Below are 16,522 nucleotides of genomic sequence, written 5' to 3'. Positions count from 1 at the left end.
CAGCGCGTCACGTTCCAGAACCAGTTGTTCACGCTGAGCGAGCTTTTTAGCGCCTGCTCTATCTCCTCCAGTTCACTGTTCACCCAAATGCGCACCGCCTGGAAGGTACGGGTCGCGGGATGTTTGAACTTGTCCTTCACCGGGGTCGCCGCCGTCACCACTTCCGCCAGCTCTTTCGTGCGGGTCATGGGTGCAATACGGTTGCGCTCAACGATGGCGCGCGCGATACGCTTACCGAAACGCTCTTCGCCAAAGGTTTTAATCACCCAGGCGATATCGGCCTCCTCGGCAGTCTGGAGCCACTCGGCGGCAGACTGACCGCGGGTAGGATCCATCCGCATATCCAGCGGGCCATCGCGCATAAACGAGAAGCCGCGTTCAGCGTCATCAAGCTGCGGTGAAGAGACGCCAAGATCGAGAAGAATCCCGTCGATCTTGCCCGTCAGTTGGCGCTCACTAACATAATCTGCAAGCGCAGAGAAAGGTCCATGTATGATGGAAAAGCGTGGATCATCAATGGTCTTCGCCACGGCGATAGCCTGCGGATCGCGATCGATAGCCAGCAGGCGGCCTTCCGCTCCCAGCTGGGAGAGGATCAGACGCGAGTGTCCGCCGCGACCAAAGGTCCCATCAATGTAGATACCATCCGGACGGATATTCAGGCCCTTGACGGCTTCATCCAGAAGTACCGTAGTGTGTTTAAAATTTTCCATCATGTTATAGAGACAAATCCTGCAGACGCTCCGATAGCTCGTCGGTAGCGGACTGCTCAGCGTCGATATCTTCCTTGACCCGTTGATACCAGGTCGTTTCATCCCACAGCTCAAACTTATTGAACTGCCCGACCAGCATCACTTCTTTTGTCAGCCCGGCATGTTGCCGTAACACCGGCGCAATCAACAGACGCCCGGCATTATCCATCTGACATTCGCTGGCATGACCCAAAAGCAGACGCTGTACACGCCGCTCAACGGGATTCATGCTCGATAAACGCGACAATTTTTGCTCGATGATTTCCCATTCAGGCAAGGGGTAAAGCAGCAGGCACGGGTGATGAATGTCAATGGTACAAACCAGTTGACCGGAAGCGTCTTCGATCAGCCCGTCGCGGTATCGCGTCGGCACGGCCAGACGGCCTTTGCTGTCGAGATTGACTAACGTTGCCCCACGGAACATGCCAGCCTCACCCCTTTTCGCCACTTTAACCCACAAATTCCCACCAGAAGGAGTTTACGGAGCGGAGGAAAAGCTTGTCAAGCCAGCACGAATACCAACGAAGCTCAAAAACCCATTATTTGCAGCCGATATTAGGCCTGATGAAATAATCATCACCAAACGAGGCAAATTAACGCTATGAATACGTGTAAGAAAACAACCAACAAATTCGTAACAGTTAAAAGCAACAAAATATCTTCGGTGGGAAAATATAAAGTGTCAGTTTGCGACGCGAGCGGCATTTTAGGCGATTATGATGTCCGTTAACAGTGTCTCTTGTCGTCGGAGAGGCACTCTTGCTGCGGGGTACGGGGAGATGAGCGGCGGATTAGCCGTAAAATGATTGTTAATTCAGCGATTAACTTAATGAATGTAACAAAATAATACAAATAAAAGCCAATTTATCTTCTTTTATAGCCGGGGGAGACTACAGAACACGCCCTGCGGAATAAAACAAAATAATGCGTAAAGAAGTTTAGGGATTTGTCTGAAAGCGATTCAATTTGGCATTTTCATGATAATTTGTACGGATTATCGCCAGACGATTCTTCGTCTGGCGAGCCAGATACAAATTATCCGGGCGTCCCGATACGAATAATCCTGGCGATCAGCGACGGTTCAGACTACCGCGGCGATACAGATTACGCCGGATACGGCTTAAACCCGGCTTTGGCTTACGCGGTTCGTCAAGGCTGGCCAGCACAATCTCCAGCACGCGTTCAGCAACGTCGCGATGGCGCTGGGCCACGGCCAGTACCGGGCACGGCAGGAAATCCAGCAGTTCGTTGTCGCCGAAGGTCGCAATCGCCAGTTCGGACGGCAGTTTCCCTTCCCGACGCAGCGTCACATCCATGACCCCCTGCAACAGCGGGAATGAGGTGGTGAACAGCGCCTGCGGCATCGGATGTGTTTCCAGCCACTTCTCAAACAACTGCGCCGCCGCTTCGCGTTCAAAGCTGTTGGCATACAGATACTGCACCTCACGCGGATCGTCACTCCACGCGCTACGGAACCCCTGTTCACGCAGGAAGCTCACCGACAGCTCCGGCAACGCGCCCAGATAGAGCACGCTTTCGCCGGGGAATTTGCGCAGCTCAGCAGCCAGCATTTCCGCATCATCCTGATCGGCACCGACTACGCTGGTGAAATGCTCGCGATCGAGCGCACGGTCAAGGGCGACAATCGGAAAAGGATCGTTGGCCCAGCGCTGATAGAACGGATGCTCAGGTGGTAATGACGTTGAGACGATAATGGCATCGACCTGACGCTGCAGGAGATGCTCAATACAGCGCATCTCGTTATCAGGCTGATCTTCCGAACAGGCGATCAGCAGCTGATAGCCGCGCTGGCGCGCCTGGCGTTCCAGGTAGTTAGCAATACGGGTATAGCTGGTATTTTCCAGATCGGGAATGACCAGGCCAATAGAACGCGTACGTCCTGCACGCAAGCCAGCAGCGACCGCATTTGGGTGATAGTTGTGCTCACGAACGACAGCCATCACTTTTTCAACCGTTTTGTCGCTAACGCGGTACTGCTTCGCTTTACCATTAATCACATAGCTAGCGGTGGTTCGCGAGACACCGGCCAGCCGGGCGATTTCATCCAGTTTCACAATTGCCCCTTGGGTAATAAGTACAGAACATAACCTTTCTTCAGCTATGGATTCATTTACATAACATCTAAACGCAGAATAGTTAGCGCAGCAACCGCTTTTGTCTACAGTTCCCACCGATTTCGCAAAAAAATAACCCGACAGATTGTGTCGGGCTATTTTTACGTCACTTTCAGGGACTCAGCGCATGATTTTATCGCCGCGCGACAGTCCCACCACGCCGGAGCGCGCCACTTCGACAATTCGCGCGACGTCGCGCAGCGAAGCGAGGAAGGCGTCCAGCTTATCGCTGGTACCCGCCAGCTGAACGGTGTAGATAGACGGGGTGACATCGATGATCTGCCCACGGAAAATCTCCGTATTGCGTTTCACCTCTTCGCGACCAAAGCCGCTCGCCTGAACTTTAACTAACATAATTTCACGTTCCACGTGCGAGCTCTGTCCGAGCTCGCTGACCCGCAGTACGTCCACCAGCTTGTGCAGCTGTTTTTCAATCTGTTCGATCGCTTTCTCATCGCCGACGGTCTGAATGGTCATGCGCGAGAGCGTTGGATCGTCGGTCGGCGCCACCGTCAGGCTTTCAATGTTATACCCACGCTGCGCAAAGAGACCGATGACGCGCGATAAGGCGCCCGATTCGTTTTCCAGTAAGACAGATAATATCCGGCGCATAATCAGGTTCTCTCCGTTTTGCTCAACCACATCTCATCCATGCCGCCGCCGCGGATCTGCATGGGGTACACATGCTCGCTGCCGTCTACCGTCACATCGACAAAGACCAGACGATGATTACGCACCTGCTCCAGCGCTTCGGCCAGCTTCGACTCCAGCTCCTGCGGTTCGCTGATGCGAATCCCCACGTGGCCATAGGCTTCCGCCACCCGGACAAAATCCGGCAACGACTCCATATAGGACTGTGAATGGCGGCCGGAATAGATCATATCCTGCCACTGCTTCACCATCCCGAGATAGCGGTTGTTGAGGTTCAGCACCAGTACCGGCAGCTCATACTGCAGCGCGGTGGAAAGCTCCTGAATATTCATCTGGATGCTGCCATCGCCGGTCACACAAACGACGGTTTCCTCAGGCAGCGCCATCTTCACGCCGAGGGCGGCAGGCAGACCAAACCCCATGGTGCCCAGACCGCCGGAGTTAATCCAACGTCTTGGTTTATCGAAAGGATAATACAGCGCGGCAAACATCTGATGCTGGCCGACATCGGAGGTGACGTAGGCATCGCCGTTGGTCAGACGCCAGATCGTCTCAATCACCGCCTGCGGTTTGATCTTGCCGCTTTGCATATCGTATTGCAGGCAGTGGCGCGCGCGCCACTGCTCGATCCGCTGCCACCAGTCGCGGAGCTCATCGTGCGGCTGCTGCGCCTCTTCCTGCTCCAGCAGTTCGAGCATTTGATCCAGCACCTGACGGGCATCGCCGACGATCGGCACATCCGCCGGCACCGTTTTCGAAATAGAGGTCGGATCGATATCAATATGCAGCACCGTGGCATTCGGGCAGTATTTCGCCAGATTGTTGGTGGTGCGATCGTCAAAACGCACGCCGACGGCAAAAATGACGTCGGAGTGGTGCATGGTCATATTGGCTTCGTAAGTGCCGTGCATCCCCAGCATACCGAGCGCCTGCGGATGCGTGGCCGGGAAAGCCCCCAGCCCCATCAGCGATGAGGCAACCGGCAGGTTCAGTTTTTCCACCAGGGTACGCAGCTGTTCTTCGCACCGGGCGTTAATCGCCCCGCCGCCGACGTACACGACCGGATGTTTCGCCGCCACCAGCGTTTGCAGAGCACGTTTGATTTGCCCTTTATGACCGCTGGTCGTCGGATTATAGGAACGCATGCTGACGGTATCTGGCCAGACGTAGGGCAGCTTGTTAGCCGGATTGAGAATATCTTTGGGTAAATCAACCACTACCGGGCCTGGACGCCCGCTGGCCGCCAGCCAGAACGCTTTCTTCAGAACGCCCGGGATATCTTCCGTTTGTTTCACAAGGAAGCTGTGTTTCACCACCGGCCGGGAGATGCCGACCATATCACACTCCTGGAAAGCATCGTAACCAATCAGGGAAGTCGCCACCTGTCCGGAGAGGATCACCAGCGGAACAGAATCCATGTAGGCCGTTGCGATCCCGGTGATGGCATTGGTCGCGCCCGGACCTGAGGTCACCAGGACAACACCAACTTCGCCGGTCGCGCGAGCAAGACCGTCCGCCATGTGCACCGCCGCCTGCTCATGGCGCACCAGAATATGATCGATACCGCCAAGGGTATGCAACGCATCATAGATATCGAGGACCGCGCCCCCGGGATAACCGAACACTTGCTTGACGCCCTGATCGACAAGCGATTGGACGACCATCTCGGCTCCTGACAACATCTCCATGGTTTGCCTCCAGGCTTATTGTTTTTAACGACAGCAGAATTCAATTTCCGCGCGTTCGCACAATGCCAGGAATCGACTCCTGGTATTGAGGTGAATGGACTGCGTATGCCTACCATAACTGCTCGCCAACGGGCAGGCAATTCGCCTCCTCACCGGCACGCGGGCTAGCAAAAGAATAAAAGATAAGAATTTGATATGAAACGTGGTTAAAAGCTTCATAAATGAGAAACGGTTGGATGAATTACTCGGACAAATGGTCTGGCGACAGAAAATCATCCATTTTTCATTTGCCGTTCAGCGCAGCGCCAGACAGTAAACAGAATAAAATTCTGTATTCTGCGGTGTTAATCACACAAAGCGGGAACCTTTGCTCCCGTTTGTGTGAAAGAACGCTTAGCGCTGGCAGATACTCACCAGTAATTCTTCCATCCACTGATGACCTTTATCGCGACCGGCGGCCTCATGCCAGGAAAGATAACAGGTGCGGTTATTCTCCTTCAGCGGCAAAGGTAGTAATTGCAGCCCAAGCTTCTCTGCAAATTCGCTTGCCAGCCAGCGCGGGGCAATTGCCACCATATCCGTTTGCGAAACAACATTTAATACGCTAATCATAGCATTACCCTGATAGGCGATTCGCGCCTGCCGGTCGACGGAGTGATACCAGGGTAGACTAAATGAGGCATAGCGATCGAGGGCTACAACCGCATGTTCCTCCCGATAAATATCTGCCTCCACCGCAGCCCCGGAAATACGCGGGTGTTTGCCACTGGTGACTAATACCATTTCATCTTTAAATAACGGAATACAGGCAAACTCAGGCCGCCGGAACTCTTCATAACCAATAACAAATTCAATTTCCTGGTAACGTAGTTGATGCTCGGTGTTTTGATTCAGCGATGTTTTAAAAATTAACTGTATATTCGGCGCAATGTCATTAACCCGGTTGAAAATAACCGATGTCAGAGAGTGATCCAGGGGGCTGCACACGCACAGATTGAAAACCCGTTCGCTGCTTATGGGCTCAAAGCCGGAGCCGGGTAGTTCATTCTGCACCAGCTGCAGCGCCTGACGCACCGCGCCGAACAGCTGGAAGGCGCGGGCCGTCGGCTGAATCCCCCGGCCATAGCGAACGAACAGTTCATCGTTAAACATCACCTTCAGTCGTGATACGGCATTGCTCACCGCTGGCTGAGACATACCAAGGGAATGAGCCGCGCGAGTAATATTTTGTTCCTGCATCACCGCATCAAAAACGGTAAGCAGATTAAGATCGACCGTTCGAAGCTGAGGTTTCGTCATTCCCCTTTCTTCGAGGGTGGATTCAGGCTCAGAGGTTTCAATTATCATATCTAACTCCACCATCACGCTAAATTCCCTTTCTAAAAGTGCGGCAATCAGTACAGGAAATATCATTTACCACACATATTTCATTTGCAAAAGGGCAAAAACGCATTTTAGGAATATATCAAAATTATAAGTCACGCCGCGCTCGTTAATTTATTAGAAAAAATCCTAAAGACCTTCACGTCCATTGATGAGTTGATAACGTTAAAGGAACGCGTAATTGGCAGAAAAAAAACGCTATTACCTACCCCCACTTTAATTTAAGCCTTATTCAAGGCGTTGCATTAGCACTTTCCAGAATTTACCGCTCATTATCATTGATAATTCCACGAAACTTAAATCAATACATTCATAAGACTGATAAATTCATGACATTTATTCAGATAATTCCCGGCAATGTCCGGCAGCACTTTGCGTTGTCGGAAAAGCCATGACGCCAGCAGGTTTAACTGCCGCCCCAAAATGAGGCGATTTAAAAAATTATCCTCGGCGAATAAGGCCGTTCCTCAGCACAATGCGCTAATTCCATTCTGAAGTAAAAAGCGTTTTTTCTTGCCCAGGGGTTGACATCAAAACGCGTATCCAGTAACTCTAAAAGCATATCGATTTCATCTGGAGTTTGACGCAATGATTCGCAGCACTCGTTTCACCAGCCTACTACTACTAAACGCATCCATTATGCGCGGTAGGCTGTTGGGCGACGTTCAGCGTTAAGTCATCTTCCAGCAAGACTATAAAACCCGCGCCGTTGCGCGGGTTTTTTTATGCTCGTCAGCAAGGCGCCCAGGACACCGATTAAGGATCTAAACCATGAGCCAGCAAGTCATTATTTTCGATACGACCTTACGTGACGGGGAACAAGCGTTACAGGCCAGCCTGAGCGTCAAAGAGAAACTGCAGATTGCCCTGGCCCTTGAGCGTATGGGCGTTGACGTGATGGAAGTCGGTTTTCCTGTTTCTTCTCCGGGCGACTTTGAATCTGTACAAACTATCGCGCGCACCATCAAAAACAGCCGCGTCTGCGGTCTGGCCCGCTGCGTCGAGAAAGACATTGATGTCGCGGCCGAATCATTAAAAGTCGCCGAAGCGTTCCGTATTCACACCTTTATCGCCACGTCGCCGATGCACATCGCCACCAAGCTGCGTAGCACCCTGGATGAGGTGATTGAGCGGTCGATCTACATGATTAAACGCGCACGCAACTATACCGACGACGTCGAGTTCTCCTGCGAAGACGCCGGCCGCACGCCGATTGCCGACCTGGCGCGCGTGGTAGAAGCCGCCATCAACGCCGGCGCCACCACCATTAATATCCCGGACACCGTCGGCTACACCATGCCGTTCGAATTCTCCAACATCATTACCGGCCTGTACGATCGCGTCCCTAATATCGACAAAGCCATCATCTCCGTTCATACCCATGACGACTTAGGTTTGGCCGTCGGCAACGCCATCGGCGCGGTACACGCTGGCGCGCGTCAGGTCGAAGGCGCTATGAACGGCATCGGTGAGCGCGCAGGCAACTGTTCGCTGGAAGAAGTGATTATGGCGATCAAAGTGCGCAAAGACATTATGAATGTCCACACCGCCATTAATCACAATGAAATCTGGCGTACCAGCCAGACGGTCAGCCAGATTTGCAACATGCCGATCCCGGCTAACAAAGCCATCGTCGGCACCGGCGCCTTCGCCCACTCCTCCGGTATCCATCAGGACGGCGTGCTGAAGAATCGCGAAAACTACGAAATCATGACCCCGGAATCCATCGGTCTGAATCAGGTACAGCTGAACCTGACCTCCCGCTCCGGCCGTGCGGCAGTGAAACACCGCATGGAAGAGATGGGCTACAAGGAAAGCGATTACAACATGGATCACCTGTATGACGCGTTCCTGAAGCTGGCGGACAAAAAAGGCCAGGTCTTCGACTACGACCTCGAAGCGCTGGCTTTCATCAATAAACAGCAGGAAGAACCGGAACATTTCCGTCTGGATTACTTTAGCGTCCAGTCCGGCTCTAACGCTATCGCCACCGCCTCCGTCAAACTGGCCTGCGGTGATGAGGTGAAATCCGAAGCCGCCAACGGCAACGGCCCGGTCGATGCGGTGTACCAGGCCATCAACCGCGTCACCGAATATGATATCGAACTGGTGAAATATGGCCTGAGCGCCAAGGGTCATGGTAAAGATGCGCTGGGTCAGGTGGACATCGTGGTGAACTACAACGGTCGTCGCTTCCACGGCGTCGGGCTGGCGACGGATATCGTCGAGTCCTCCGCGAAGGCGATGGTTCACGTCCTCAACAACATCTGGCGTGCCGCCGAAGTGGAAAAAGAGTTGCAACGCAAAGCTCAAAATAACGAGAACAAGAAGGAAACCGTGTAATGTCGAAGAATTACCATATTGCTGTTTTGCCAGGTGATGGCATTGGCCCGGAAGTCATGAACCAGGCGATGAAAGTACTGGAAGCTGTCCGTAACCGTTTTAATATGCGCATTACCACCAGCCAGTATGATGTTGGCGGTATCGCCATCGACCGCCAGGGCACCCCGCTGCCGCAGGCGACCGTGGACGGCTGCGAGCAGGCCGACGCGATTCTGTTCGGCTCCGTCGGCGGCCCGAAATGGGAACACCTGCCCCCTGCCGGGCAGCCGGAGCGCGGCGCCTTGCTGCCGCTGCGTAAACACTTCAAATTATTCAGCAACCTGCGTCCGGCGAAGCTGTACCAGGGGCTGGAAGAGTTTTGCCCGCTGCGCGCGGATATCGCCGCGAACGGCTTCGACATTCTGTGCGTCCGTGAACTGACCGGCGGCATCTATTTCGGCCAGCCAAAGGGCCGTGAAGGCAGCGGCCAGCATGAGAAAGCGTTTGATACCGAGGTTTATCACCGCTTCGAAATCGAACGCATCGCTCGCATCGCCTTTGAATCGGCCCGCAAGCGTCGCCGTAAAGTCACGTCTATCGATAAAGCCAACGTTCTGCAATCTTCTATCCTGTGGCGCGAAATCGTCAGCGAAATCGCCAAAGAGTATCCGGACGTTGAGCTGGCGCATATGTACATCGACAACGCCACCATGCAGCTGATTAAAGATCCGTCCCAGTTCGATGTGCTGCTGTGCTCCAACCTGTTCGGCGACATCCTGTCTGACGAGTGCGCTATGATCACCGGTTCCATGGGGATGCTGCCGTCAGCCAGCCTCAATGAACAAGGCTTTGGTCTGTATGAACCCGCCGGCGGCTCCGCCCCGGACATCGCAGGCAAAAATATCGCCAACCCGATCGCGCAAATCCTCTCTCTGGCGCTGCTGTTGCGCTATAGCCTGGATGCCGATACGGCGGCAACGGCGATTGAAAACGCCATCAACCGTGCATTAGAAGAAGGCGTACGTACCGGCGATTTAGCTCGCGGCGCGGCGGCGGTCAGTACCGATGAAATGGGCGATATCATTGCCCGCTATATCGCTGAAGGGGTGTAATCATGGCGAAGACGTTATACGAAAAATTGTTTGATGCTCACGTCGTTTATGCAGCGCAAAATGAAACCCCTTTGCTGTACATCGACCGTCATCTGGTACACGAGGTGACCTCGCCGCAGGCATTTGACGGCCTGCGCGCACACAACCGTCAGGTTCGCCAGCCGGGTAAAACCTTCGCCACCATGGATCATAACGTTTCCACCCAGACGAAAGACATCAACGCGTCTGGCGAGATGGCGCGTATCCAGATGCAGGAGTTGATTAAGAACTGTAAAGAGTTCGGCGTGGAGCTGTATGACCTGAACCACCCGTACCAGGGTATCGTCCACGTGATGGGGCCGGAACAGGGCGTCACCCTGCCGGGGATGACCATCGTCTGCGGCGATTCCCATACCGCCACTCATGGCGCATTTGGCGCGCTGGCCTTCGGTATCGGGACCTCCGAAGTAGAACACGTTCTGGCGACCCAGACCCTGAAGCAGGGTCGCGCCAAAACCATGAAGATTGAAGTAAAAGGTAAAGCGGCGCCGGGTATCACCGCGAAAGATATCGTTCTGGCGATTATCGGCAAAACCGGCAGCGCCGGCGGTACCGGCCACGTGGTGGAATTCTGCGGCGAAGCCATCCGCGATCTGAGCATGGAAGGCCGTATGACCCTGTGTAATATGGCGATTGAGATGGGCGCCAAAGCGGGCCTGGTCGCACCGGATGAAACCACCTTCAACTATGTGAAGGGGCGTCTGCACGCACCGAAGGGCCAGAACTTCGACGAGGCCGTTGCATACTGGAAAACCCTGAAAACCGACGCCGATGCCACTTTTGACACCGTGGTCACCCTGCAGGCAGAAGAGATTGCCCCGCAGGTTACCTGGGGCACCAATCCAGGGCAGGTTATCTCCGTCACCGAAATGATTCCCGACCCGGCCTCTTTCGCCGATCCGGTTGAACGCGCCAGCGCGGAAAAAGCGTTGGCCTATATGGGCCTGAAACCGGGGATCCCGTTAACCGACGTGGCTATCGATAAAGTCTTTATCGGCTCCTGCACCAACTCGCGTATTGAAGATTTACGCGCGGCAGCGGAAATCGCCAAAGGGCGTAAAGTGGCGCCTGGCGTACAGGCGTTAGTGGTACCTGGCTCAGGGCCGGTGAAAGCCCAGGCGGAAGCCGAAGGCCTGGATAAGATCTTTATCGAAGCCGGTTTTGAATGGCGCCTGCCGGGTTGCTCCATGTGTCTGGCGATGAATAATGACCGCCTGAACCCGGGCGAGCGCTGCGCATCCACCAGCAACCGTAACTTTGAAGGCCGTCAGGGCCGCGGCGGACGTACCCACTTAGTCAGCCCGGCAATGGCCGCAGCGGCAGCCGTTACCGGCCATTTTGCCGACATCCGCGACATCAAATAAGGAGACCATCATGGCAGAGAAATTTACCCAACATACGGGTCTGGTGGTTCCGCTGGATGCCGCAAACGTCGACACCGATGCGATCATTCCCAAGCAGTTCCTGCAGAAAGTCACGCGCACCGGTTTTGGCGCGCATCTGTTCAATGACTGGCGTTTTCTCGACGACCAGGGGCAGCAGCCCAACCCGGAATTCGTCCTCAACTTCCCGGAGTTTAAAGGCGCCTCGATCCTGCTGGCGCGCGAAAACTTCGGCTGCGGCTCCTCGCGGGAACATGCGCCGTGGGCATTGACCGATTATGGCTTTAAAGTGGTCATCGCCCCCAGCTTTGCCGATATCTTCTACGGTAACAGCTTTAACAACCAGCTGCTGCCGGTGACCCTGAGCGATGAGCAGGTCGATGAGATGTTTAAGCTGGTTCAGGCCAATCCGGGCATCAGGTTCGAGGTGGATCTGGAAGCGGAAGTGGTGAAAGCGGGCGACAAAACCTATCGCTTTAACATTGACGCCTTCCGCCGCCACTGCATGCTCAATGGCCTCGATAGCATCGGCCTGACCCTGCAGCACGAAGAGGCGATTTCGGCCTACGAGAACAAGCTGCCGGCCTTTATGAACTAATATCGCCGCTGTCTCCCCTGCCCGGTCCCATGTGACCGGGCATTTTTTTATGCCTTCTGATGCTGCGGCGACAGCCGGAAGTCGTTCCCCTCCACTCGCGCGAGCACCGCCATGACAAACGCTGTAACGGTTAAAAACATCACCTTCCAGGAAGGGACAACGCTGATTTGCGTACCGCTGATCGGTAAAACGCTTGATGAACTGAAAACCCATGCCGCTACATTGGCTGCAGTCGGCGCCGATATTATCGAATGGCGTGTCGACCACTTTACCGCGGTCCATGAGCCGCAGCAGGTCCTGCAGGCGCTGGCGGAGATACACCCGCTGCTTGTCGGCACTCCGCTGCTGTTCACCTTTCGCAGCCAAAAAGAGGGTGGAGAAACTGAACTCACTGACGAAGCATACTTTGCGCTTAACCGTCAGGCGGTCGCCAGCGGGCTGGTCGACGTGATTGATATTGAACTGTTCAATGATGAAAGGTCGATCCGGACGCTGGTCAACACGGCTCACTTTGCCGGAGTGAAAGTGATTATGAGCAATCATGACTTCCACCAGACGCCGGCGCAGGATGAGATCGTTTCCCGGCTGCGTCGCATGCAGGATCTGGGCGCCGACTTACCCAAAATAGCGGTAATGCCTCAGTCGCCGCAGGATGTGTTGACCTTACTCTCAGCCACGCTGGTGATGAAAGAGCGCTACGCCACGCGCCCGTTAATCACCATGTCAATGGGAAAACTGGGCGGCGTCAGCCGGGTTACCGGCCGCATATTTGGTTCAGCCATGACCTTCGGCAGCGTGGGGCAGGCATCGGCACCCGGGCAAATTGCCGTACGCCAGCTGCGCGAAATGATGGATATCCTTTCCTGAATCGCATCCCGCACGGCACTTCGTGGTGCGGGACAACAAGCTAAATATCCTTAACTTTACTGGTCAGGAACAGGGTCACCAGCGAAATCGCCGCAATCACCCAGTAGACGCTGGCGTGACCGTAGCTTTGCGACAGCGCGCCCTGCAGCACCCCGGCCAGAATCACGCCGGTGGAAATACTGTTGGTAAACAGCGTGGTCGCCGCGCCAGCCCGGCCAGGCATCAGATCCTGGAACCACAGCATGCCGATCCCGGCGACAATGCCGATGAAAATCGCATTGAACAGCTGCAGCGCCAGCAGCGCGGTACGGTCGTGAAACACTATCAGGCCGAGATAAAACAGCACCCCGGCCGCGACCGCCGCGACCATCATTTTACGCTTGCCCCAGCGCTTCACGTAATAACCCGCCAGGATCATCGCCGGAATTTCCAGACCGGCCGCGGTGCCCATTAAGATCCCGGCAAGGCTGTCCGGCAGGCCAAGATCGCTGCTGATCCACAACGGCATGTCGATGATATACATGGTGTTGTAGGTCCACATCAGCGTCGAGGCGATAAACAGCATGCGGACGTTTTTATCCTGCCAGCCGCCGGCCTGGGCTAGCGCCCCCGCCGTTTCTGAAGGTTGTTCCACCCGGGCAACCGACGGTAGCTTGAACGCGATCAGCACCAGGCTAATGACGAAAATCCCGGCGGCAATCGTGAACATAGTGGTAAAGCCATAATTCAGCGCCAGCATAAAGGCCAGCGGCGGACCGATCACCCACGCCAGCGACAGCTGAGCACGCATGATCGAGCTGAACATCACCACTTCCCGCGCCGAACTATCGGCATATTCCCGCGCCAGGGCGAACAGCTGCGGCATCGCGGCATTGGCTATCGACGCCAGCATCACGCCGCAGGTGATCAAGGTTAAGTAGTGACGATTAAAGGCAAACAGCAGCGCATTGCCTACCGCCATCAGGCAGCAGAACATGATCAGCCGACGGCGATCGCCCTGACTATCGGACCGTTTCGCCAGCGCCAGACTCACGAGGATCCCGGCGATCGCGTTAACGGTATAAAACAACCCCACCCAGAAAGGCTGTGCGCCGACCTCGCGGCTGAGGAATAAGCTGAGGGTAGGTGCCTGCAGCGCGCCCGCTATGCCCATCATAAAAGCAACCAGCATAAAAGCCGCGTAGACGCCGTTAAGCCGGCGTCCCATCGTCATTAACCACAGCATGTCATGTCCTTAAAGCACGCGAAGAAAACGAAAAAAGCCAGCAGAAGCAATCTGCTGGCGGGTGATTTTATACTCTATCTATTTCAAGTGACAGGCAGGCGACCGGAACGTTCTGGCTCAGCCAACTGGCCTGGGTTTGAAAGACGATAAGTACACACCAATACTCAGTCACACATGATGTAGGCAAGTCAATGATCAGAGGTCGGTGACGTAACTCCCCACTGCATCAGTTCGCCGAGTATTTCCTGCTGTCTCCCTGCCATCAGGCGGGCCAGCCATGACGCGTCCTGCGTCGCAGAAAAGTAGCGTTGGTAGAACTGTTTCGCGGTTGACCTCATCATATTCACCTCCTCGCTTCATCGGAATCTATTATTGGCCTAATATAGGGATTAATAAATTGCTGAGTTTTCATCAGGAGTTCCCCTTTTATGTCTTCCGCTCGTCTGCAACAACAGTTCATCCGCTTATGGCAATGCTGCGACGGTCAATCGCAGGAGACGACCCTCAACGAGCTGGCGGAGATGCTGTGCTGCTCGCGCCGACATATGCGCACGCTGCTGAATATGATGGAAGAACGCGGTTGGTTAACCTGGAAGGCGGAAGCCGGACGCGGCAAGCGTTCAAAGCTGGCTTTCCTTTATACCGGGCTGGCGTTGCAGCAGCAGAGGGCGGAGGATCTGCTTGAGCAGGATCGTATCGATCAGCTGGTGCAGCTGGTCGGCGATAAAGCCGCGGTACGTCAGATGCTGGTCTCGCACCTTGGCCGCAGCTTCCGTCAGGGGCGGCATATTCTGCGCGTGCTCTACTACCGGCCAATGAAAAATCTGTTGCCCGGCAGCGCGCTGCGCCGCTCGGAAAACCATATCGCCAGGCAGATCTTCAGCGCCCTGACGCGGGTAAATGAGGAAAACGGGGAACTGGAAGCCGATATTGCCCACCACTGGCAGCAGCTTTCACCGACCCACTGGCGCTTTTTTCTGCGCCCCGGCATTCATTTTCACCACGGCAGAGAGCTGGAGATGGAGGATGTCATCGCCTCTTTGCAACGCAGCAATACCCTGCCGCTCTACTCACACATCGCGCGTATTGTCTCGCCCACGGCCTGGACGCTGGATATTCATCTTACCCAACCCGATCGCTGGCTACCGTGGCTGTTGGGGCAGGTTTCGGCGGTGGTGCTGCCGCGTGAATGGCAGTCGATGGCAAACTTCGCCAGCATGCCGGTAGGCACCGGCCCTTATGCGGTGGTGCGCAACAATCAAAATCAGCTGAAGATCCACGCCTTCGACGACTATTTCGGCTACCGGGCGTTAATCGATGAGGTTAACGTCTGGGTGCTCCCGGAGATTAGCGACGAACCCAACGGCGGCTTAACCCTGCAGGGGACAACGCACAGTGAGAAAGCGATAGAGAGCCGTCTTGAGGAAGGGTGCTATTACCTGCTGTTTGATGCGCGCAGCCCGCTTGGCGGCAACGCCGCGGTGCGCCAGTGGCTGAGCTATCTGTTCCAGCCTGCGAACCTGCTTTACCACGCGGGCGAACACTACCAGGGCAACTGGTTTCCGGCCTATGGCCTGCTGCCCCGCTGGCACCACGCCCGCAGCCACGTCTGTGAAAAACCGCCGGGTCTGGAATCCGTCACCCTGACCTATTACCAGGACCACGTCGAGCACCGCGTCATGGGCGGGATCATGGCGACGCTGCTGGCGGAGCACGAGGTGAAGCTGGTGATTCAGGAGCTGGAGTATGAAGAGTGGCACCGCGGCGATGTCGTCAGCGACGTCTGGTTGAACAGCGCCAACTTTACCCTGCCGATTGATTTTTCTCTTTTCGCCTGGCTGTATGAAGTCCCGCTGATCCGGCATTGTATCCCCATCGACTGGGAGAAGGACGCCAGCCGCTGGCATGCGGGCGAGTTAAACCCGGCCACCTGGAGCCAGCAGCTGCTGGCCAGTCAAACCATCGTCCCGCTGATCCACCACTGGCTGATGATCCAGGGGCAGCGCAGTATGCGCGGCGTGAGAATGAATACCCTCGGCTGGTTTGATTTCAAATCCGCATGGTTTGCGCCGCCGGAGCCGTAGCGTTTTTCTCCGCAGGCGCCATTGTTGCTGCCAGCGGCGGGCGCGTGAGGGTTTTGCGCGCGGCCCCGGCGCAACATAACCATCAAATAGTCCTGATGAGCCGGGCGTTTAAGCGCTTTCCGTCCACTCACAAAATCATTACACTAACGCCGTTCTCAACGGGGTGCTGATAAACGTGCGCAGACTCATCTGATGAAGCGTACAGGCTGAGAAAATACCCGTCGAACCTGATCCGGATAACGCCGGCGAAGGGATTTGAGGCCCACTCAAAATCCTTTGCCCCC

15 protein-coding genes and 1 riboswitch are annotated in these 16,522 nt (G+C 55.2%); of the genes, 7 read left to right on the top strand and 8 right to left on the bottom strand.

All coding sequences use genetic code 11. The features are described from left to right. The 6 genes from rsmH to leuO form a co-directional block, all read right to left on the bottom strand. On the bottom strand, positions 1-716 hold a 716-nt coding region (gene rsmH / locus ACI2JR_RS04185), incomplete at its 3' end, for a 16S rRNA (cytosine(1402)-N(4))-methyltransferase RsmH (RefSeq protein WP_462477945.1). Between the two features lies 1 nt (position 717). After that, a complete protein-coding gene (gene mraZ / locus ACI2JR_RS04180) occupies positions 718-1,176 on the bottom strand; it encodes a division/cell wall cluster transcriptional repressor MraZ (RefSeq protein WP_132729915.1) in 459 nt (152 codons plus the stop codon). Positions 1,177-1,822: 646 nt separating this feature from the next. Then, positions 1,823-2,827, bottom strand: a complete 1,005-nt coding sequence (cra, locus tag ACI2JR_RS04175) for a catabolite repressor/activator (protein WP_462477944.1) — start codon at positions 2,825-2,827, stop codon at positions 1,823-1,825. Positions 2,828-3,007: 180 nt separating this feature from the next. After that, a complete protein-coding gene (gene ilvN / locus ACI2JR_RS04170) occupies positions 3,008-3,499 on the bottom strand; it encodes an acetolactate synthase small subunit (RefSeq protein WP_132730086.1) in 492 nt (163 codons plus the stop codon). 2 nt (positions 3,500-3,501) lie between these two features. Next, positions 3,502-5,226 carry an acetolactate synthase 3 large subunit gene (gene ilvI / locus ACI2JR_RS04165; protein WP_462477943.1) on the bottom strand — a complete coding sequence of 575 codons (1,725 nt, stop codon included), beginning with the start codon at positions 5,224-5,226 and terminating at the stop codon, positions 3,502-3,504. A 393-nt stretch (positions 5,227-5,619) separates the two neighbouring features. Then, positions 5,620-6,591: a transcriptional regulator LeuO gene (gene leuO, locus ACI2JR_RS04160; protein ID WP_132729918.1), complete on the bottom strand. Its 972-nt coding sequence runs from the start codon at positions 6,589-6,591 to the stop codon at positions 5,620-5,622. 606 nt (positions 6,592-7,197) lie between these two features. Between leuO and leuL the strand changes: the two genes are divergently transcribed. The 6 genes from leuL (at position 7,198) to aroD (ending at position 12,929) form a co-directional block, all read left to right on the top strand. Then, complete coding sequence (leuL, locus tag ACI2JR_RS04155; protein WP_132730087.1) at positions 7,198-7,284, top strand: leu operon leader peptide; 87 nt, start codon at positions 7,198-7,200, stop codon at positions 7,282-7,284. A 96-nt stretch (positions 7,285-7,380) separates the two neighbouring features. Next, positions 7,381-8,952, top strand: coding sequence for a 2-isopropylmalate synthase (gene leuA / locus ACI2JR_RS04150; protein ID WP_462477942.1), 1,572 nt, complete (start codon positions 7,381-7,383; stop codon positions 8,950-8,952). Then, on the top strand, positions 8,952-10,043 hold the full coding sequence (leuB, locus tag ACI2JR_RS04145; RefSeq protein WP_132729920.1) for a 3-isopropylmalate dehydrogenase: 1,092 nt from the start codon (positions 8,952-8,954) through the stop codon (positions 10,041-10,043). Before leuA ends, leuB begins: the two co-directional genes overlap by 1 nt. 2 nt (positions 10,044-10,045) lie before the next feature. After that, positions 10,046-11,446 (top strand): 3-isopropylmalate dehydratase large subunit, encoded by a 1,401-nt coding sequence (gene leuC / locus ACI2JR_RS04140; RefSeq protein WP_132729921.1) that lies wholly within the window; start codon positions 10,046-10,048, stop codon positions 11,444-11,446. A gap of 10 nt (positions 11,447-11,456) precedes the next feature. Then, positions 11,457-12,062, top strand: a complete 606-nt coding sequence (gene leuD, locus ACI2JR_RS04135; RefSeq protein WP_132729922.1) for a 3-isopropylmalate dehydratase small subunit — start codon at positions 11,457-11,459, stop codon at positions 12,060-12,062. A 111-nt stretch (positions 12,063-12,173) separates the two neighbouring features. Beyond that, the gene (gene aroD / locus ACI2JR_RS04130; protein ID WP_132729923.1) at positions 12,174-12,929 is read left to right on the top strand and encodes a type I 3-dehydroquinate dehydratase; all 756 of its coding nucleotides are present in this window, start codon (positions 12,174-12,176) and stop codon (positions 12,927-12,929) included. 40 nt (positions 12,930-12,969) lie between these two features. On the opposite strand, the gene ACI2JR_RS04125 is transcribed toward aroD, so the two are convergent. Both ACI2JR_RS04125 and sgrT read right to left on the bottom strand, forming a co-directional pair. Beyond that, positions 12,970-14,154: a sugar efflux transporter gene (locus ACI2JR_RS04125; protein WP_462477941.1), complete on the bottom strand. Its 1,185-nt coding sequence runs from the start codon at positions 14,152-14,154 to the stop codon at positions 12,970-12,972. Between the two features lie 188 nt (positions 14,155-14,342). After that, positions 14,343-14,495, bottom strand: a complete 153-nt coding sequence (sgrT, locus tag ACI2JR_RS04120; protein ID WP_132729925.1) for a glucose uptake inhibitor SgrT — start codon at positions 14,493-14,495, stop codon at positions 14,343-14,345. 87 nt (positions 14,496-14,582) lie between these two features. Between sgrT and sgrR the strand changes: the two genes are divergently transcribed. Continuing rightward, positions 14,583-16,238 carry an HTH-type transcriptional regulator SgrR gene (gene sgrR, locus ACI2JR_RS04115; RefSeq protein WP_132729926.1) on the top strand — a complete coding sequence of 552 codons (1,656 nt, stop codon included), beginning with the start codon at positions 14,583-14,585 and terminating at the stop codon, positions 16,236-16,238. Positions 16,239-16,387: 149 nt separating this feature from the next. Further along, a riboswitch (TPP riboswitch) is annotated at positions 16,388-16,510 on the top strand. Positions 16,511-16,522: the final 12 nt, after the last annotated feature.

This window comes from Klebsiella sp. NPDC088457, assembly GCF_044900465.1.
Classification (GTDB): Bacteria; Pseudomonadota; Gammaproteobacteria; order Enterobacterales; family Enterobacteriaceae; genus Klebsiella.
The sequence above is the reverse complement of the archived record's forward strand: the minus strand, read 5'-3'. Positions and strand labels throughout refer to the sequence as shown.